This is a genomic window from Pantoea sp. QMID4 (assembly GCF_030270445.1).
GTDB classification, from domain to species: Bacteria; Pseudomonadota; Gammaproteobacteria; order Enterobacterales; family Enterobacteriaceae; genus Pantoea; species Pantoea vagans.
Genome location: NZ_BSXL01000001.1, coordinates 38,078 through 56,095, shown reverse-complemented (window position 1 = coordinate 56,095; position 18,018 = coordinate 38,078). Strand labels below are relative to the sequence as shown.

15 protein-coding genes and 1 pseudogene are annotated in these 18,018 nt (G+C 53.2%); 8 read left to right on the top strand and 8 right to left on the bottom strand.

The features are described 5' to 3' along the window. Window positions 1-59: 59 nt before the first annotated feature. From QSK07_RS00265 to QSK07_RS00240, 6 genes are all read right to left on the bottom strand, one after another. Window positions 60-986 (bottom strand): substrate-binding domain-containing protein, encoded by a 927-nt coding sequence (locus QSK07_RS00265; protein ID WP_285720148.1) that lies wholly within the window; start codon window positions 984-986, stop codon window positions 60-62. 166 nt (window positions 987-1,152) lie between these two features. Then, complete coding sequence (locus QSK07_RS00260; RefSeq protein WP_285720147.1) at window positions 1,153-2,268, bottom strand: Gfo/Idh/MocA family protein; 1,116 nt, start codon at window positions 2,266-2,268, stop codon at window positions 1,153-1,155. Window positions 2,269-2,278: 10 nt separating this feature from the next. Continuing rightward, window positions 2,279-3,274, bottom strand: a complete 996-nt coding sequence (gene iolG / locus QSK07_RS00255; protein WP_285720146.1) for an inositol 2-dehydrogenase — start codon at window positions 3,272-3,274, stop codon at window positions 2,279-2,281. A gap of 31 nt (window positions 3,275-3,305) precedes the next feature. Further along, entirely contained in the window at window positions 3,306-4,298 is a 993-nt protein-coding gene (locus QSK07_RS00250; RefSeq protein WP_285720145.1) for a hydroxyacid dehydrogenase, read from the bottom strand. A gap of 1 nt (window position 4,299) precedes the next feature. Then, window positions 4,300-5,115, bottom strand: coding sequence for an HpcH/HpaI aldolase family protein (locus QSK07_RS00245; protein WP_285720144.1), 816 nt, complete (start codon window positions 5,113-5,115; stop codon window positions 4,300-4,302). A gap of 11 nt (window positions 5,116-5,126) precedes the next feature. Beyond that, window positions 5,127-6,560, bottom strand: a complete 1,434-nt coding sequence (locus QSK07_RS00240) for an NAD-dependent succinate-semialdehyde dehydrogenase (RefSeq protein ID WP_285720143.1) — start codon at window positions 6,558-6,560, stop codon at window positions 5,127-5,129. A gap of 402 nt (window positions 6,561-6,962) precedes the next feature. Between QSK07_RS00240 and QSK07_RS00235 the strand changes: the two genes are divergently transcribed. From QSK07_RS00235 to QSK07_RS00215, 5 genes are all read left to right on the top strand, one after another. Next, window positions 6,963-7,892, top strand: coding sequence for a MurR/RpiR family transcriptional regulator (locus QSK07_RS00235; protein WP_285720142.1), 930 nt, complete (start codon window positions 6,963-6,965; stop codon window positions 7,890-7,892). Window positions 7,893-8,040: 148 nt separating this feature from the next. After that, window positions 8,041-9,885 carry a 3D-(3,5/4)-trihydroxycyclohexane-1,2-dione acylhydrolase (decyclizing) gene (gene iolD, locus QSK07_RS00230; protein WP_285720141.1) on the top strand — a complete coding sequence of 615 codons (1,845 nt, stop codon included), beginning with the start codon at window positions 8,041-8,043 and terminating at the stop codon, window positions 9,883-9,885. A gap of 14 nt (window positions 9,886-9,899) precedes the next feature. Beyond that, window positions 9,900-10,811: a myo-inosose-2 dehydratase gene (iolE, locus tag QSK07_RS00225; protein WP_285720588.1), complete on the top strand. Its 912-nt coding sequence runs from the start codon at window positions 9,900-9,902 to the stop codon at window positions 10,809-10,811. Beyond that, complete coding sequence (locus tag QSK07_RS00220; protein WP_285720140.1) at window positions 10,811-11,620, top strand: SDR family oxidoreductase; 810 nt, start codon at window positions 10,811-10,813, stop codon at window positions 11,618-11,620. Before iolE ends, QSK07_RS00220 begins: the two co-directional genes overlap by 1 nt. Continuing rightward, window positions 11,586-12,020 carry a hypothetical protein gene (locus QSK07_RS00215; protein WP_285720139.1) on the top strand — a complete coding sequence of 145 codons (435 nt, stop codon included), beginning with the start codon at window positions 11,586-11,588 and terminating at the stop codon, window positions 12,018-12,020. Before QSK07_RS00220 ends, QSK07_RS00215 begins: the two co-directional genes overlap by 35 nt. A gap of 540 nt (window positions 12,021-12,560) precedes the next feature. On the opposite strand, the pseudogene cirA reads toward QSK07_RS00215, so the two are convergent. Together cirA and QSK07_RS00205 are read right to left on the bottom strand one after the other, a co-directional pair. Then, window positions 12,561-14,241 (bottom strand): annotated as a pseudogene (cirA, locus tag QSK07_RS00210) (catecholate siderophore receptor CirA); the annotation flags it as partial. Window positions 14,242-14,423: 182 nt separating this feature from the next. Beyond that, window positions 14,424-14,642 (bottom strand): hypothetical protein, encoded by a 219-nt coding sequence (locus tag QSK07_RS00205; protein ID WP_285720138.1) that lies wholly within the window; start codon window positions 14,640-14,642, stop codon window positions 14,424-14,426. 232 nt (window positions 14,643-14,874) lie between these two features. Between QSK07_RS00205 and QSK07_RS00200 the strand changes: the two genes are divergently transcribed. The 3 genes from QSK07_RS00200 to QSK07_RS00190 are packed head-to-tail and all read left to right on the top strand — an operon-like array spanning window position 14,875 to window position 18,010. Further along, the gene (locus QSK07_RS00200) at window positions 14,875-16,311 is read left to right on the top strand and encodes a circularly permuted type 2 ATP-grasp protein (RefSeq protein ID WP_285720587.1); all 1,437 of its coding nucleotides are present in this window, start codon (window positions 14,875-14,877) and stop codon (window positions 16,309-16,311) included. Further along, window positions 16,305-17,231, top strand: coding sequence for an alpha-E domain-containing protein (locus QSK07_RS00195; protein ID WP_285720137.1), 927 nt, complete (start codon window positions 16,305-16,307; stop codon window positions 17,229-17,231). The genes QSK07_RS00200 and QSK07_RS00195 overlap by 7 nt, the downstream gene beginning before the upstream one ends. Beyond that, window positions 17,228-18,010, top strand: coding sequence for a transglutaminase family protein (locus QSK07_RS00190; protein WP_285720136.1), 783 nt, complete (start codon window positions 17,228-17,230; stop codon window positions 18,008-18,010). The genes QSK07_RS00195 and QSK07_RS00190 overlap by 4 nt, the downstream gene beginning before the upstream one ends. Window positions 18,011-18,018: the final 8 nt, after the last annotated feature.

The window sequence follows — 18,018 nt, the reverse complement described above, 5'->3', positions numbered from 1 at the left end:
AAAAAAGTGCACCTGCAACCTTCACAGGTGCCAACAACAGACACAGAAGGAAACAAAGGTTAATTTGTCATGAACTTCTGGTAATTTTGCGGCGTAACTAATTGGAACGGAATAAAGTTAATATCCTGAACCTTTTCACCTTTGGCAGCTTTTTCGGCCATATCCACCGCGCCATAAGCTTGTGATTTTGCATCCTGGAATACGGTAACGGTAAGTAAGCCGGTTTTGATCGCCTGCAATCCATTCGGTCCACCATCGGTACCGCCGACTAAAATATCTTTACCAATTTTAATGCCATTACTTTTAATAGCCATTGCGGCACCGATAGCCATTTCATCTGCGTTAGCGGAAAGAATATCAATTTTGTCCCCAGATAAAATCCAGTTATTCATCAGATTCATGCCATCTTCGCGCATCCATTTCGCGGTATCTTCTACAATCACATGCATATTAGGATGTTTGGCTATGATTTCTTTTGCTCCCTGAGTTCTGAAACGGGTAGCATCATTGCTTAATAACCCTTTCATGATGGCGACGTTGACGCTTTTACGATCCTTCACGAGATCTGCCAGATATTGCATCTGTAAACGGCCGGCTTCAATCTCATCGCTGCCGATGTAGCTCACGCCATCACCCATTTTCGCGTCTGAAGGCATACGGTTGAGGAAAATGAGTGGTACTTTAGCGGCGCGTGCCGCTTCAGCCATATTTTTGGTTCCCTGGGTATCAACTGGGTTAACGATAATAACGTCGACCTTACCGTTAATAAAACTTTGCACCTGGCTCAGTTGCTTATCTACCGCACCCTGAGCGTCCTCAAACTGAATTTTCATATCTGGATGGGTTTTCGCCTGCTCGATAATATAGCCTCTCAGACGAGAGAGAAACACATCATCCATTTGGGCGATACTGACGCCAACCTGTACGGCATAAACAGCAGGACTGAGCGAAAGTAAGGTAAGACAGAGTAAGATGATTTTTTTCATAATGGTCTTCCACGTTAATTATTAGTCTCAGAGAGAGTCTGATCTCGGGTATTTTATTATTAACTTCATTTACGTAGGGTTATTACAATGCTTTCAATTTAGTGCCTGTTCTGGCGTAGGCTTGACGGAAATATTTAATGGGCCTCCTTGCCAGACATCGATTAATTTAAATCGTAATCCAACTCCTTTCACGCGAAGAGGCGACGGCAGCATCGACCAGCTTCTGAATTTCATAGGCTTCGCTAAAATCGGGTCCGATTGATTTCTTCTCATTGATTGACTGAATAAACTCCAGCATTTCAATGGTCTTAAGATCGTTGAATCCAAGCTGATGTCCCGGAGCAGGACAGAACAGGCCATAAGGATAATGCTCGGGTCCCGCCACAAGCGTTTTGAAACCACTGGTTGCCTGGTTTTGACCGAGTTGAAAATATTGCAATTCGTTGAAACGCTCCTGATTAAAAATCAGTGCGCCTTTTGACCCGGTGATTTCAAAGCCCAGCTGCATTTTATGGCCGGAAGCTACCCAGTTAGCTTCAATATACCCGCTGCAACCGCGCGCAAACTTCACCGTCAGACGGGCGATATCATCCACTTCGACGGATTTGGTATTTGATGCACCTGCGCTTTCCGGGCGCGTTTTAATCACGGTTTCCAAATCGGCAAAAAGTGACGAAATGGGACCAAGCAGAAAGCGCGCCATACCAAGAATATGGCTGCCGAGATCGGCTACGGCACCGGCACCGCCAGAGGGATCCAGCCGCCATGACCAGGCAATATCTGGATTGGCCATAAAATCTTCGGCGTGAATGCCGCGAAAACCAGTAATCTCGCCCAGTTCCCCTTCCGCTATCATCTTTTGTGCCAGCTTCAGCAGTGGATTTTTAACATAGTTAAAGCCGACCTGGGTGACCACGCCCGCTGCCTGAGCGGCTGCCATCATGCGCTGTGCGGTTTGGCTATCAGGCGCCAACGGCTTCTCGCAGTGGACATGTTTGCCTGCGGCTATCGCCGCCAGCGACTGCTCGGCGTGAAAGCGATTGGGCGAGGTGATAGAGATGACATCGATCTCTGGATCTTCTATCAGCGCCTGCCAGTCAGTGGTTGAACGCTGAAAGCCATACTGATGCTGGGCACGGCGGGCGGCTTCACCGTCAATATCTGCCACGCACACCAACACCGGCTGCACCTCGCCACTGAAGTTGGCTGCCGCGCGCCAGGCCATGGCGTGAGATTTGCCCATAAAGCCGGTGCCGATAAGACCAATACCTAATTTGCGCATCACATTATCCTTAATTCAATTTCACCACGGCCTGGGTATCCGCTGACAGTTGCGCGGCATCGGCGAGTCGCAGCGCCTGACAGCCATCATGAATAGTGACAGGCAGCGCGCTACCATTGCCGATCGCCTGAATGAAAGCGTCGATTTCCAGCCGATACGCATCGGTATAGCGTTGCATAAAGAAGTCCAGCAACGGTCCACGCACTTCGGTGTGCTGGGCGCCAAAATGGCGCACCGTGGTTTCACGATGGTTGTCATTGATCATCATGCCGCCAGAGCCAAATGCTTCCAGACGCTGATCGTAGCCATATACCGCCTGGCGGCTGCAGTTGATCTGACATTGTTTACCGGAGGCGGTACGCAGCTGCACCATTACCGTGTCGTAATCCCCTAACGCTTCCAGCGAAGGTTCAAACAGGCGGCTGCCGGTGGCAAATACCTCAACGGGTTCCTCACCCAAAATCCAGCGCGCGAGGTCAAAATCATGGATCACCATATCGCGGAAAATACCCCCGGAATGCTTGAGATAGTTTAGCGGTGCCAAACCAGGATCGCGGCTGGTGATCACAACCTGGTGCAGATCGCCAATCTCTCCCTGAGCAATACGCTGATGAATTTCGTTAAAGCCGGGATCGAAGCGGCGGTTAAAACCGAGCATCACTCTGCTGGCCTTCTCGCCCAGCGCTTTTTCGGCCGCCAGTGCTTTGTGGATATCAAGGTCGACCGGCTTTTCGCACAGCACGGCTTTGCCCGCGTTGGCAGCGGCCAGCATTAGCTCAACGTGGGTATCGGTCGGTGTACCGATCACCACGGCATCTACAGCAGGATCGTTAATCGCTTCAAGGGGATCTCGCACCGCGCGACCGCCCCACAGATCAGTTAACGCTTGGGCATTTTCAATAAAGGGATCGGCAACCATAACCAGTTGAGCGTCTTTATGGCGCGCCACGTTGGCTGCATGAACCTGGCCAATACGGCCAGCGCCGAGGATGGCAATTTTCAGCATGATGTTCTCCGGGTCGAGAGGTTTATCGTTATCAGGGCAATTGGCTCATCAGGTCGTTAAGCGCCAGAACCTGCTTATTGACCACCAGATCCGTATCGAGCTGACCAGCGAAAAAGTTGACGATATTGGTGGCGGCGGAGATCGACATGCGCATCGCCGCCTCTTCAGTCAGCCCTGCAGAATGGGGGCTGAGAATTAATTTGTCGCGCTGGGCCAACAGTGCGGTATTTAGCGCGGGCGGCTCCTGCTGTAATACATCAAGACCCACGCCACCCAACGCATCATTTTGCAATGCAGTTGCCAGCGCCTCTTCATCGACAATACCGCCGCGTGCTGTATTGATTAAAATGGCGTGGCTTTTCATTAGCGCCAGTTCGTCCGCACCAATCACCGCTTTATCACCGCTCAAAGGCAGATGGATAGTGACCGCATCGGCCTGTTGCAGGCCTTCATTGATTTCTGCAACGCGTGTTACGCCGCTTTCTACAAAACTGTTATCGGGCAGGAAAGGATCATAAGCGATAACGTTCATGCGAAAGCTTTGCGCCAGGCGCGCCACTTCACGGCCGATGCGACCAAAACCGAGAATGAATAAGGTTCTGCCAGCCACTTCTACGGCGGAAAAACTGTTGCGACGATTCCATTCACCCTCACGAATGCTGCTATCGAAATAGCAGATGCGTTTTGCCAGAGCCAGCAGCATGGAAAGCGTGTGTTCCGCCACTGAAAGCGAATTCACATTGCCGACAATGGACAGCGGAATGTTGCGTTCGGTGAGGGCGGCAACGTCAACCGAGTCATAACCCACGCCGTGACGTGACACCATGCGCAGATTTTTTCCAGCAAAGATCTCTTTTGCCGTGAGCGGCTGCGTACGGATTAATAGCGCATCCGCTTCGGCAATAAAGGGCGCATAACTCGCCACACTGACTTCTTGTACCAACTGCACTTTGAATCCGGATACGTTATGCAGGATATCGAGCCCGGCCGGATGAATTTTTCCGGCAACCAGAATGTTTGGCATCTTAGTAACCTCCCGCCAGGGTTGATTGTGTTGCCTGCCCATCACCGTCGAGTTCGCGGAATTGCTGCACGCTGCTGGCTGCTGCGCCACGCAACAGCTGGACGTCGTTAGAAAGCGTGACTAAATCGAAACCCCATTGCGCCGCGTTGGCCGCATAAGTGGCAGAACCATTGTGCAGCCCCGCCTTTTTTCCGGCACGATGTGCAGTGGCGAGAATATGTTTAATCGCATCGACAATTTCAGGTTCAGTGCGATCAAAACCAGTGCGATATTTTCTGCCGGTGAGTCCTAGTGTCAGATCGGCTGGCCCAATATAGACACCGTCCAGACCGGGGGTAGCGACAATCGCTTCGATATTGTCAAAGGCTTCAGCGGTTTCGATCATCGCCAGGCACACCACGTGATCGTCGGCATGCTGGCCGTAATCCTGCCCGGCGGAAAATGTCACGCGGGTTGGGCCAAAACTGCGGCTGCCGTGGGGTGGATAACGCACGCAGGAGACCAGTGCCTGCGCTTGCTCTGCGGTACTGATCATCGGACAGATAATGCCCCACGCACCGGCATCAAGTGACTTCATGATAATGCCGGGTTCCAGCCAGGGCACACGCACCATCGGGGCGACACCGCTGGCGCGCATCGCCTGCAGCATATGCGTGGCCTGCTCATAGCCGACAAAACCGTGCTGCAAATCGATGGTTAGCGCGTCGTATCCTTGCTGCGCCATAATCTCGGCGGTAAAGGTGTTAGCGATACTCAGCCAGCCATTGAGCACCGTTTGCCCTTCATTCCAGCGTGCTTTGATATTATTCAGCTTCATCAATCAGTTCCTTACAGCACGATTTGCGTCAGTTTGACGTTCATGTAGTCGTGGAGACCCTCACTTCCGCCTTCACGACCCATGCCGCTGGCTTTAACGCCGCCAAACGGCACTTCGGCAGCGGCCAGCGCATAGCTGTTAATACCGACCATACCGGATTCGAGGCGCGCAACGGTTTCACGAATACGGGCCGGATCACGGGTAAAGGCGTAAGCGGAGAGGGCAAAGTCAGAGTTATTAACGCGTCGCCACAGATCCTCGCTATCGCGAAATGAGGTGATGGCGGCGATCGGACCAAAATTTTCTTCGGCGATCGCCAGCGCATCATCGGGGACGTCGGCAATGACGGTTGGAGCAAAGAAGTACCCACCATTTAATTCGATACGTTCGCCGCCGGTCACGATCCGCGCTCCTTTATCTCGCGCATCTGCCACAATCGCCTCGATAGCTTTGAGACGACGAGGATTGATCAGCGGGCCCATTTGCGTGCCTTCATCCAGCCCGTAACCGACTTTCAGTTTTTTCGCGCGCTCGGCAAATCCTTGCACAAAGTCGTGGTAGAGGCTTTGATGCACATAAAAGCGATCGCAGGTGACACAAACCTGACCACAGTTGGCAAATTTGGTTGCCACAGAAAGGTCGAGCGCTTTTTCCAGATCGGCATCGTCATAGACGATGACCGGCGCGTTGCCGCCTAACTCCATGCTAAGGCGTTTAATCGTGGCCGCTGAATCCCGAATCATCTGCTGACCAAGCTGCGTTGAGCCGGTCAGCGAGACTTTCTTCACCACCGATGAAGCAATCAGCGGTTCATAGGTGGTGGCAGTTGGCCCGACGACCAGATTCGCCACACCAGCCGGCACGCCCGCTTTACGCAGGCACTCAAATATCATCATGGCGGAGCCGGGGACTTCACTGGATGGACGTAACACCACCGTGCAGCCAGCCGCGAGTGCGGGTGCAAGCTTGCGTGCCACCAGCACCACCGGGAAATTCCACGCGGTAAATGCCGCCACCACGCCTACCGGTTCGTGCGATACTTCACAACGTCCGCCTGGCACCCGGCTTTCTACAATGCGACCATAGATGCGACGCGCCTCTTCGGCGTACCAGATAAATTGGTCAGTCGATAATTCCCATTCGCGCCTGGCCTGCGCCAGCGGTTTACCACTCTCCTTCGAAATGATCTGTGCGGCCTCTTTCGCTAACACAGTCATCTCTTTTGCCACCGCTTGCAGCAAATCGGCCCGTGCCCAGCCAGCGCTGGTTCGCCATTCGACCAGTGCCGCTTCGGCGCTTGCCAGAGCAGATTGGGTGTCGGTGGCAGAGGCGGCTGCAATTTCACCCAGCGTTTGCCCGTTACCGGGATCGGTAACGATCACCGGTTCTGCACCGCTGCCCTGACGCCATTCGCCATTAATAAACTGTCCAAAGTTTTGATACATGTTGATCCGTTCCTCCGGTAGCGGTTTCAGGCTAAAAGCGACTGCCTGAAACGGTCAGCTGAGAGGGAGGACCTGGAGTGCGAATCCCCCGACAGCATTGATAGTTGCAATGTTAGGATCACGGCAATAAAAATTGCAATGTAATGGCAGGCATGAGGTGAAAATGAGGGTTTTCTTTAAAATATCTATAAAAATCAAAAAGTAAATTAATTTAAATTTCATTGTAAAAGGTGTTTCATTCAGACTAAAAGTGAATTTTTCGAACCAAATCACAAATATCACGCAGAGCTTTTCCCTGTTGAGAGCGAATGAGTTAGAACTAATTGCATTAAAGTTTTACTTGCAATTTTTATTGCGGTAGCGTGCTGGCGAGATGGGCTGTTCGCCGAAAAGGATTAATGCATGAGCAAGATTGAGAAGATGCAAACCACGCTGCCGCATGAAAATTACGAACAAATTGTGGATGAGATTACTAAACGCTATGCGCAGCTGTCGGTACGGCATCAGCAGGCGGCACGCTATGTGACGCAAAATCCGAACACGGTGGCGCTGGAATCGATTAACGCTGTAGCCGCCAAATGCGGACTGCATCCCTCGGTGCTGGTGCGCTTTGCGCAGGTGTTTGGCTATAGCGGTTTTAAACAGATGCAGAGCGTATTTCAGACTCGACTCGCCACTGCGGCACCGGGTTACAATGAACGCATCACCGCGCTTGAGAATGATCTGCGTAAGAATGAGCAGAAAGGCAGCCTCGGCTTTCTGCAAAGCCTGGTGATACGGGACATCGCTACACTGCAGGAGCTGCTGAGCAACGTTGCGGAAAGCGATCTTGATGCGACTGCGGCATATCTGAAGGAGGCGGAGACTATCTACATCGCCGGTCAGTTGCGCTCCGAGCCGATTGCGTTATTGCTGCGCTACCTGCTCACCATGTTGAATCGCCGGGTGATCCTGCTGGATTCCGCTGGCGGCCTGGCGCCGGAAATGGCCAACAATATGCGTGAAAGTGACGTACTTATCGCCATCGCGTTTCGCCATTATGCCAAAGAAGTGATCGCCATTGCCGACCATGCCAGCGCACGCACCATTCCGGTGATCGCCATTACCGATGGGCCGCTATCACCTTTAGCCAAAAGCGCCAGCGTGCTGTTCAACATTCCGGAGGAGGAGTACAGCTTTTCGCGATCGCTGGCCGCGCCGGTTTGTCTGGCGCAAAGCATCGCCATGGCGCTGGCAGCAGTATTGCAGCCGGAAGTGGCGCAGCCGCGCATCGAAACCATTACTGAACGTGAGAAGCGCACTGAATCACCGCGCAAACGCAACCGCGCCTAATTGAACTAACGGGCTCCCTCTCGCTGCAGAGTGGGAGTTTTGTCGCCTGAAATTGCAACTTATATTGCTGTTGTTTTTTTTTAGCAATTTAAGTTGTGAAATAAAACACCACGCTGCACAGCAGCATCTTTGAAAAGTGAGTATGGATATGGCTACGATTCGTTGCACGACGGCTCAGGCGATAGTTCGCTATCTGAGCAATCAGTTTACCGAGGTAGATAGCAAACGCGTGCCGCTGTTTCCGGGCGTGTATGGCATATTTGGCCACGGCAATGTCACCTGCCTGGGCGAGGCGCTGGAGGCGGTGCAGGATGTATTACCCACCTGGCGCGGGCAGAATGAGCAGTCGATGGCCTTTGCGGCCGTGGGATTTGCCAAGGCGATGGTGCGACGTCAAATTATGGTTGTCACCGCCTCAATTGGTCCTGGCACTACCAATCTGCTTACCGCTGCGGGCGTAGCGCATACCAGCCGTCTGCCGCTTTTAATGATCTGTGGTGACAGCTTTGCACGTCGTCATCCCGATCCGGTAATGCAGCAGGTCGAGCATTTCAACGATCCGACCCAAACCGTGAATGATGCCTTCAAAGCGGTATCGCGCTACTGGGATCGGATTACCTATCCTGAACAGATCCTCTCCTCTCTGCCACAGGCTGTGGCAACCCTGCTCGATCCTGGCGACTGTGGCCCAGCGTTTATTGGCGTATGCCAGGACGTGCAGGAGATGGCGTGGGATTACCCTGAAGATTTCTTTGCCCCGCGTTTGCATCTGATGCCGCGTCCACGTCCCGATCGCCAACTGCTGGCTCGCGCTGCTGAGCGCCTAAAACAGGCTAAACGTCCGCTGATTATTTCCGGTGGCGGCGTGCGCTATTCGCAGGCTGAAGCAGAACTGGCGCAGTTTGCACTGGCGCATGGCATCCCGGTAGTGGAAACCATCGCCGGAAAGGGCGCGTTTACCCACGATGACCCCATTCATTGTGGGCCGATTGGCATTCTCGGTTCAACTTCGGCCAATGCGCTGGCCGCCGAGGCGGATGTGGTGATTGCGGTGGGCACGCGCTTGATGGATTTCGTCACCGGTTCATGGACGGTATTCGATCATAAAGCACAATTTATTGCGCTCAACGCAGCGCGCTTTGATGCGCACAAGCATCTGGCCATCCCGCTTGAGTGTGATGCCCGTGAAGGCGTTAGCGAACTGCACATGGCGCTCGGCAGCTGGAAAGCAGCAGATAGCTGGCTGGAAAAAGGTCGCCGGGCGTTTGCCAAATGGAACGAGCTGATTGCGGCACGGCAGGAACGCACAGTATCAGATGGTGATCCCACTTACGCGCAGGTGATTGGCGTAGTGAATGCGGCGGCGGCGGCAGAAGATTACATCATCAGCGCGGCAGGCGGACTGCCCGGTGAACTGGTCAAGGGCTGGAGGGTGAAGAATCCGGGCACGTTTGATTGCGAATTTGGCTTCTCCTGCATGGGCTATGAACTCTCCGCTGGCTGGGGCGTGGCGATGGCTGAGCAGGATCGCGACGTGTTCGTGATGATTGGTGACGGCACCTACATGATGATGAATTCCGATATCTACTCCAGCGTCCTTTCGGGTCATAAATTCATTTTGCTGGTATGCGATAACGGTGGTTATGCGGTGATCAACCGTCTGCAAAATGCCAAGGGCGGCGCCTCATTCAATAATCTGCTGAAAGATTGTCGGGTACAGGAGCCGTTTCACGTCGATTTCGTGGCTCATGCGCAATCTATGGGGGCGCTGGCGCGCAAGGTCTCCTCGCTGGATGAGCTTGAGGAAGCGATCGGCTGGGCCAAAGGTAACGATCGCACCACGGTCATCTCCATCGATACTCATCCGTTTGACTGGACGCCAGGGGATGCCTGGTGGGATGTCGGCGTACCGGAAGTCAGCGCACGTGACAGCGTTAACCAGGCACGTGAAGAGCACGTTAAAGGTCGCCTGGCGCAGCGCGTCGGCATTTAATCAGGGAGTTCATGATGTTAAAAGCAAAACTGGGCATCGCGCCCATTGCCTGGTCGAACGATGACTTACCACAGTTAGGTGGGGATACGCCGCTCACTACCTGCTTGTCTGAAAGTCGTCAGGCGGGATTTCAGGGCGTTGAAACCGGCGGTAAGTTTCCCAAAACCGCTGACGCGCTAAAGCCGCTTCTGCAAGAGTTTCAGCTGGATTTGGTATCAGGCTGGTACTCCGGCACCTTGCTGGACAACAGCGTGGAGGAGGAGATCAAAAAATCCCTGCCGCAAATGCAGCTGTTTCGTGAGTGCGGCGCGGCTTGCCTGGTATATGGCGAAACGGCTGGCACCATCCAAAATCAGCAGCATGTGCCGTTGGCGCAGCGTCGTCGTCTTAATGATGAGCAGATGCACGAGTACGGTGAAAAATTGATCCAGTTTGCTGCGTTTTGCCATGATTACGGCGTGCCTCTGGCTTTCCATCATCACATGGGAACCGCCATTGAGGATGAACATGATATTGACCGCTTGATGGCCGTCACCACGCCAGAGGTTGGGCTACTGTTTGACGCCGGTCACCTGGTTTTTGCAGGCGTAGATCCGCTGCGTATTCTGGAAAAACATGGTGATCGCATCATTCACGTGCATACCAAAGACGTGCGCGAAGAGGTCCTGCGCGCCGTAGACCGAAATAGCAATTCCTTCCTTGATGCGGTGCTGCAAGGGGTTTATACCGTCCCAGGTGATGGCATGATCGATTTCAGCACCATTGTTAATAAGTTGGCGCAAATCGGCTATCAGGGCTGGTTTGTGGTGGAAGCAGAGCAAGATCCGGCGAAAGCACCACCGCTGGAATACGCGCGTATTGGTTATAAAACACTTCGTTCTGCGCTCGACGCAGCCGGTTATTCAGTCATTTCAGGAGCAATATGATGAGCCAGTTAACAGGTAAAGTGGCCGTAGTTACCGGTGGTACTCAAGGCGTGGGTGCAGCGATTGCGCGCCAGTTTACGCAGCTGGGCGCTAGCGCGGTTGTGATTTGTGGGCGCAATCAGGAGAAAGGTATAAAGGTTGCCGAGCGTTTAAGCGGAGAAAGTGAAACCAAAGTGGATTTCGTGCGCGCGGATTTATCTAACGTAGAAGACTGTCGTAACGTCATCGCCACCGCAGATAAACTGCATGGCCGCGTCGATATTTTGGTTAACGCTGGCGGCATGAGCGATCGCGGTACCATTTTAGATACCGACCCCGAACTCTTTGACCGCATCTTCGCCACCAACGTACGTGGCCCGTTTTTCTTAATGCAGGAAGCCATCAAGCTGATGCGCCGCGATAACATTGCGGGCAGCATCGTAAATATCTGTTCGATGTCATCGCTGGCAGGGCAACCTTTTATCTCCGCGTACTGCTCTTCGAAGGGCGCGCTAGCCACTCTGACACGCAACACCGCCTACGCCTTACTACGTAACCGCATTCGTGTGAATGGCCTCAACATTGGCTGGATGGCATCGGAAGGCGAAGATCGCATCATGAAGCAATATCACAGCGCGGAGGATAACTGGCTGGAGAAAGCAGCGGCGTCTCAGCCATTTGGCCGCCTCATTCAACCGGAAGAAGTGGCGCGCACGGTAGCATTCCTGGCCAGTGAAGAATCCGGATTGATGACCGGTTCAATGATTGAGTTCGATCAGTCAGTCTGGGGTGGCTATGATCAAGCTGCTGCACCTGCCTCCCCGCTTTAAGCTCTTTCCCCAGTCTGTGAAAGCAGGCTGGTTCCTCATTTTATTAACTCATAGAAGAGGATGCGCCATGAATCTAAAACAACTCGATAGTATTGCTCAATTTTATAATCAGCTGCTGCTTCAGGTTCGCTTTCTGAAATTCAGTAAGCGGCGAACACCAGAAGAGGAGAAAAAAGAGTTGCTTGTTAACTGGCTGATTGAAGAGAAAAAGTTGAAAAATTTTGGTGAAGAGTGTCGACATGAGATCGTATATATGATTCTCGAATTAGAGAACAGCAGTCTCAGAAACTTTGAAAGTAAAGTGGAGCATCTTGAGACTAACTGCGCTGCTATTCGACTGGAGATGGAAATGAGTCAGGCGCTAAAGAGGGAAACGTCAACAAAATCGGGCTACGGTTGAAATGTCTGCCTCAGGACGAGGCAGATTTGGAGCTCCATTCACACTTATCCGATCTAGCCCGCTTCTCCTTCATCTTCTAAACCAACCGCAGCGCAACGCAACGAACCATATAGTGAATTAATCTAAAGTGATGATTTTCATCGAATGGGTTCAAATCGAAGCTACAAAAAAATACATCTTAGGTGGTGTAGCGGACTTTGGCTTAAGCGATCTGCCATAAAGGCCTTACGACAGTGCCTTTGAACTTTTAGCCTCTCTTCCAGACAGAAAGCGCGTGATAATGATGGGGTTCAATGGCTCCCTCGCAGACGCTCACATCACCAATGCGCAATCCATTAATAACGATTTCGTTTAGGTATACCAAGGAAACCTGCAGTGAAGAAAATATCTTATTTTCATTATCTTATATTTATTATTCAGATTCCGCTAGCCTGCCAAATTGCTGGTTGATGGTTACAAGAACCTTCAGCGAAGTCCTGAGAAGTCTGTAGCCAACACGAAGATAGCCGGGACCTCAAGCGTCCCGGCCAAAGGCTAACGCTAAAAACTATAATCCACCGCCGCAAAATACCTTCTGCCGTCTTCGTTATAGCTATAGTCGTCACGGTTGAGAGCTTTATCGGTCAGGTTCAGAACCCCTGCGCGGATCTTCACTGCTTTATTCACCTTATAAGACCCCCCGGTATTCCAGATGGTGTATCCGCCAGGCGTGGCGTTGCCTTTGGTCACGGGGCGGTTTTTACCTTTGTAATTCGCGGAAAGATAGAAGCTCCAGTCCTTCAGCCGTTTCCAGTCGAGCGTCGCATTACTGGTGTGGAACGGCAGTTCGGATAACAGCTTGTTGCCGCCATTACTCCAGTCGCGGGCGTCGTTATAGGTGTAATTCAGTTTAAGGTTCAGCTTGTCAGTGACCGGTAGACCAGGTTCGGTTTCCAGCCCACGGATCCGTGCTTTATTCACGTTGTAATACCGAAAGATCGGGTTGCCGCTGGCATCAAATCCGGCAAAGTTTTGATAGGTCTGCGCCAGATTGCGGTTGGCGGTGCGGATAACTGTAATCATGTCGTCGATGTCGTTCTGGAACACCGTCGCGCTGGCGGTCACATCTTCAAGCAGACCTTCCTGACCGGCGTAATAAAGGCCGAACTCCACATTTTCGCTGGTTTCCGCTTTCAGATTCTTACTGCCCACAACATTACAGCTGTCGCGGCAGGAGGAACTTCGCCAGTCCGGACTTAACTGCAGCAGAGAAGACGCTTTGAAGGCTGATGTCCAGCCGCCTTTCATCGTGATGGTATCACAGTAGCGCTGTAGACCAGATAAGCACGCGGGCTCCAGTTGACGCCGTAGTTTTCGTAGTCATCCATACGCACGCCGCCGGTAAGCGCCAGCTTTTCGAAGATGCGCCATTCATCTTCCAGAAACAGCGTATACTGATTTGCCTCCGTGCTGCCGCCGTTTTCATGTTTACCGCGTCTTACAGTTTATCGTTGCGGTATTCGCCGCCGAACGTCAGGAATTGGGCGTAATCGCCCAGCGGGATCATGACCTTGCCGTCGAGGGAATTGTTTTTAGAGGTGATGGTTTGGGCGTTTTTATTTTCGATTTTCTCACCGTAGAAACGTAATTCGGTGTTCGCCACTTCCCAGCGGCCATTGTGGCCCAGCGAGTAGTTTTCACGCTCGATACGGTTTTTATCCAGCGTGTCGAAATCACAATCCTGGCGGTCCATCCCGTAACCAAAAGTGATGTCCTGATCTTTATCCGGCGTCAGTGAGCATTCGACGTTGGCGTTGCGCGATGTGTAGCCTTCGATACGCGGCTGACCGGTGCTGCCGCTGGCAGAACTGGCCTTATCTTTCTCACGTTTACCCTGCGCACCGTAAACTTTCACGCCCAGTAAATCATCGACCAGCGGGCCGCTGGCAAAAAAGTGGCCATTGCCGCTGTCGCCGCGATCGCGATGTTCCTGAACGGTGGTGTCGGCGCTCAGCGTGCTGTGCCATTGCGTGCCGACTTTACGGATGATGATGTTGACCACGCCACCCAGCGCGTCGGAGCCGTATAAGGAGGACATCGGCCCATGCACCACTTCGATACGTTCGATGGAATCCGCAGGGATTCAGCTCAGATCGAAATCGTTATGGCGGAAAACGGCGTTACGGGAGTTCACGCGTTTGCCGTCGACCAGGATCAGCGTATAGCCGGGGCAAAATCCCTTTTACTCGGTCCAGTAAGTACCGGTCGGTTCGATGACAAGGAACGGTTTATAGAATTGCGTTTGCTACGCTTCAGGATCAGCAAACTTCTGCGGATAAAACACCCTGGCGAAGAACTGCACGGCCAGCACGTTACAGGAGGAATGGTACCAGATGCCAAAACTGCGACCGGCTTAAACCACTTTCAGCGTGCTGATGTCTTACGCGCCAGTAGCGGCTTCAGGCTGGCACTCACCTGCTCCGCAGTAGTCTGCGTGCCCGGCGCTAAACCGGCGGCTAGCGGATCGCCCGCTTTCGGCGCTTTGGCGCCACCGCTGACCAGATAGATATCCTGCTGCGCGGCGATAACTTTTTCCAGATTCACCTGCCCGAGCGCGCCTGGCAGATCGATAAAGTCCCGCATATTGCCGTTACCGTCTGAGCAACAGCATTCATGAGCTAAAGACGCCTGAGCCATGACCATTTTTTTCACCACGTCACATCAGGCGCTATATTAAGACATAGCTGCCCTGCGCCTGCACCAAAAAAGGGCTTTAACCCTTGCACTATCACGACTTTGCACCGTTCCGCTTCTTCTGAGGCTGGCACACTTTATGCTTGGATATTTGACAGCCTTTAACGTCTGCGAGGTGACGATGCTGAATATCAATCTCTCCGCTTCACCCTTTTTTGATGAGATGCTTCTGGCTGAAGGTGAACACCGTGACCACTACGCCGCCTACTGGCACTGGCTGCAGCAGGCCGATCACCAGGCGGTACAGCGCAAGCGGGAAGAAGCCGCCTTCCTGTTTCACCGGGTAGGGATTACTTTCAATGTCTACGATGACGATAATGGCGCTGAACGGTTGATCCCGTTCGACAGCGTGCCACGTATTATCCCGGCCGCCGAGTGGGCCATGCTCGATGCCGGCATTCGTCAGCGTGTGCAGGCACTCAATGCCTTTCTCTACGACATCTACCATGAACAACACATTCTGAAAGCGGGCGTCATTCCGGCAGAACAGGTTCTGGCTAACGAACAGTATCAACCCTGTATGCAGGGTGTTGATCTCCACCGTAACATCTATGCACACATTATCGGCGTGGATATGGTGCGCAACAGTGATGGCGAATATTACGTCCTGGAAGATAACCTGCGTACCCCCTCCGGCGTCTCCTATATGCTGGAAAACCGTAAGATGATGATGCGGCTTTATCCGGAACTGTTTGCACAGCAGCGCATTGCGCCCGTAGAACGCTATCCGTCACATCTGCTGCAAACGCTGCGCGAAAGCTCACCCGTCAACGATCCCACCGTGGTGGTATTAACACCAGGCCGCTTTAACAGCGCTTACTTCGAACACAGTTTTCTGGCCCAGCAAATGGGTGTTGAACTGGTGGAAAGCGCCGATCTGTTTGTGAAGGATGGCATGCTGTTCATGCGCACGACGGCCGGGCCATGCAGAGTGCATGTGATCTATCGTCGGGTTGACGACGCTTTCCTTGATCCGCTGGCGTTCCGCCCTGACTCCATGCTCGGCGTACCAGGACTGCTATCGGTTTACCGGGATGGCAATGTTGTCCTGGCCAATGCCATCGGCACGGGTGTGGCTGATGACAAATCTATCTATCCCTACGTACCGGATATGGTGCGCTTTTATCTGCAGGAAGAGCCGATCCTCAACAACGTCCCAACCTGGCAGTGCAGGCATAAAAATGAGCTGTCGTATGTGCTGGCCAACCTCGAAAAAATGGTGGTGAAAGAAGTTCACGGCGCTGGGGGTTACGGCATGTTAATTGGCCCCGCCGCGAGCAAAGCTGAGCTCGCCCACTTCCGTGACCTGTTGCTGGCGCGTCCGCAGAATTACATCGCGCAAAACACACTGGCATTATCCACCTGTCCCACGTTTGTCAACGACGGTCTGGCACCACGTCATATCGATCTCCGGCCCTTTGCGCTCAGTGGCGCGGAGATCCGACTGGTGCCTGGCGGGCTTACACGCGTCGCGTTGACGGAAGGATCGCTGGTCGTCAATTCATCTCAGGGCGGCGGAACCAAGGACACCTGGGTACTGGAGGATGATCTATGCTGAGCCGCACAGCCAGTGAACTCTATTGGATGGCCCGCTATCTGGAGCGGGCAGAAAATATCGCCCGGGTGCTGGACGTCACCAACAAGCTGTCGATGATGCCAATCCGCAACGGGGGTACGCATGATCTGCTGGTACCGCTCAACCTGACCAGCACCAGCGAGCTATATGCTGAGACCTACCCGACACTGACGATGCCCAATCTGGTCAGTTTTTTCGCTCTTGATAACCGGAATCACAGCAGCATTTTCAGTTGCCTGCAGATGGGCTGGAACAACGCGCACGCGGTGCGTGGCAGCCTGTCATCCGAAGTCTGGGAATGTATTAATGCCACCTGGATCGGGATGAAATCGATACGCCGTCAGGGCATCGGCTCAGACGGTGCCGACGCCTTCTTTGACTGGGTGAAAGAGCGCTCTCATCTGTTCCGCGGTGCCATGTTCGGTACTCTGCTCCGCAGCGATGCGATGCACTTTATCCGCCTGGGGACGCTGCTGGAACGGGCTGATGGCACTGCCCGTCTGCTGGAGGTGAAAAACCGACTGATGGACATTGATGACGACCCGGTGCGCGAATATTACCGTATGGACACACTGCTGCAGGCGGTAAGCGCGCGCGAAGCCTACCATAGTATTTATAAGCAGCCCCTGAGCCGGGAGACTATCGCCGAACTGATGATCCTGCGCAACGAGCTGCCGCGTTCGTTGCTGGCGTGTATCAACGATATGGTTCAGCAACTGGAGCTGATTGGGGGCCGTGCAAACCCGCCCCGCCGCCTGGCGCACATCCTGCACGCCGAGCTGCGCTTCAGCTCCATGAGAGACCTGAACAGAATCGGGCTGAACAACTGGCTGGAAGCCTTTCTCACCCAGGTCAACGAGATCGCCGAAAGTATTCATCACACGTATCTGGAGGCGCAATGAAACTTAGCATTGAGCACAACACGCACTATCGTTACGACCAGGCAGTGCAACGGAGTATTCAGTACCTGCGTCTGACGCCTCAGGAATCGCCTCATCAACGCATACTTTCCTGGCAACTGACCTTGCCGGAGAAGGCGGTCTGCACCACTGACGCCTTCGGCAACATTATGCATGTGCTGACACTTGATGAGCCGCATGAGTCCATCACCATTCATGCACATGGCGTGGTGGAGATTGAACACGGCATTGAAGATCAGGCTCAGGGGCATTTGTCGCCGCTGGTCTTTCTGCGCCACAGTCCGCTGACCCAGCCTGATACGGCGATTCAGGCGTTTGCCCTGCGCTATCATCAGCCTCAGGCGATTCTGGCCGCCCTGGAAAACCTGATGGCAGACCTGCTGCTCAGGATGCCTTACACCCCAGGTTCTACTCTGGTGACCGACAGTGCCGCTGAGGCTTTCGCCGCCCGTACCGGCGTCTGCCAGGATCATACGCATGTCTTTCTGAGCTGCTGTCGTAGTCTCAATATACCGGCACGCTACGTCAGCGGTTACCTGCACAGCAAAGACTCTACCCATGTCGCCACGCATGCCTGGGCCGAAGTCTGGGTAGAAGACCGCTGGCACTGCTTTGACGTCACCAACAATACCCGAATGCCTGATCAACATCTTAAGCTTGCCGTCGGCATTGATTACCTGAATGCCTGTCCGGTACGCGGTTTACGCATTGGTGGGGGCTACGAAGATATGTGTGCGATTGCCGCCGTACAAATGATGTAAATCGCGAC

Coding starts and splice junctions, on each gene's coding strand:
- QSK07_RS00265 (WP_285720148.1), bottom strand. CDS start 986: ATGAAAAAAATCATCTTACTCTGTCTTACCTTACTTTCGCTCAGTCCT.
- QSK07_RS00260 (WP_285720147.1), bottom strand. CDS start 2,268: ATGCGCAAATTAGGTATTGGTCTTATCGGCACCGGCTTTATGGGCAAA.
- iolG (WP_285720146.1), bottom strand. CDS start 3,274: ATGCTGAAAATTGCCATCCTCGGCGCTGGCCGTATTGGCCAGGTTCAT.
- QSK07_RS00250 (WP_285720145.1), bottom strand. CDS start 4,298: ATGCCAAACATTCTGGTTGCCGGAAAAATTCATCCGGCCGGGCTCGAT.
- QSK07_RS00245 (WP_285720144.1), bottom strand. CDS start 5,115: ATGAAGCTGAATAATATCAAAGCACGCTGGAATGAAGGGCAAACGGTG.
- QSK07_RS00240 (WP_285720143.1), bottom strand. CDS start 6,560: ATGTATCAAAACTTTGGACAGTTTATTAATGGCGAATGGCGTCAGGGC.
- QSK07_RS00235 (WP_285720142.1), top strand. CDS start 6,963: ATGAGCAAGATTGAGAAGATGCAAACCACGCTGCCGCATGAAAATTAC.
- iolD (WP_285720141.1), top strand. CDS start 8,041: ATGGCTACGATTCGTTGCACGACGGCTCAGGCGATAGTTCGCTATCTG.
- iolE (WP_285720588.1), top strand. CDS start 9,900: ATGTTAAAAGCAAAACTGGGCATCGCGCCCATTGCCTGGTCGAACGAT.
- QSK07_RS00220 (WP_285720140.1), top strand. CDS start 10,811: ATGAGCCAGTTAACAGGTAAAGTGGCCGTAGTTACCGGTGGTACTCAA.
- QSK07_RS00215 (WP_285720139.1), top strand. CDS start 11,586: ATGATCAAGCTGCTGCACCTGCCTCCCCGCTTTAAGCTCTTTCCCCAG.
- QSK07_RS00205 (WP_285720138.1), bottom strand. CDS start 14,642: ATGCGGGACTTTATCGATCTGCCAGGCGCGCTCGGGCAGGTGAATCTG.
- QSK07_RS00200 (WP_285720587.1), top strand. CDS start 14,875: ATGCTGAATATCAATCTCTCCGCTTCACCCTTTTTTGATGAGATGCTT.
- QSK07_RS00195 (WP_285720137.1), top strand. CDS start 16,305: ATGCTGAGCCGCACAGCCAGTGAACTCTATTGGATGGCCCGCTATCTG.
- QSK07_RS00190 (WP_285720136.1), top strand. CDS start 17,228: ATGAAACTTAGCATTGAGCACAACACGCACTATCGTTACGACCAGGCA.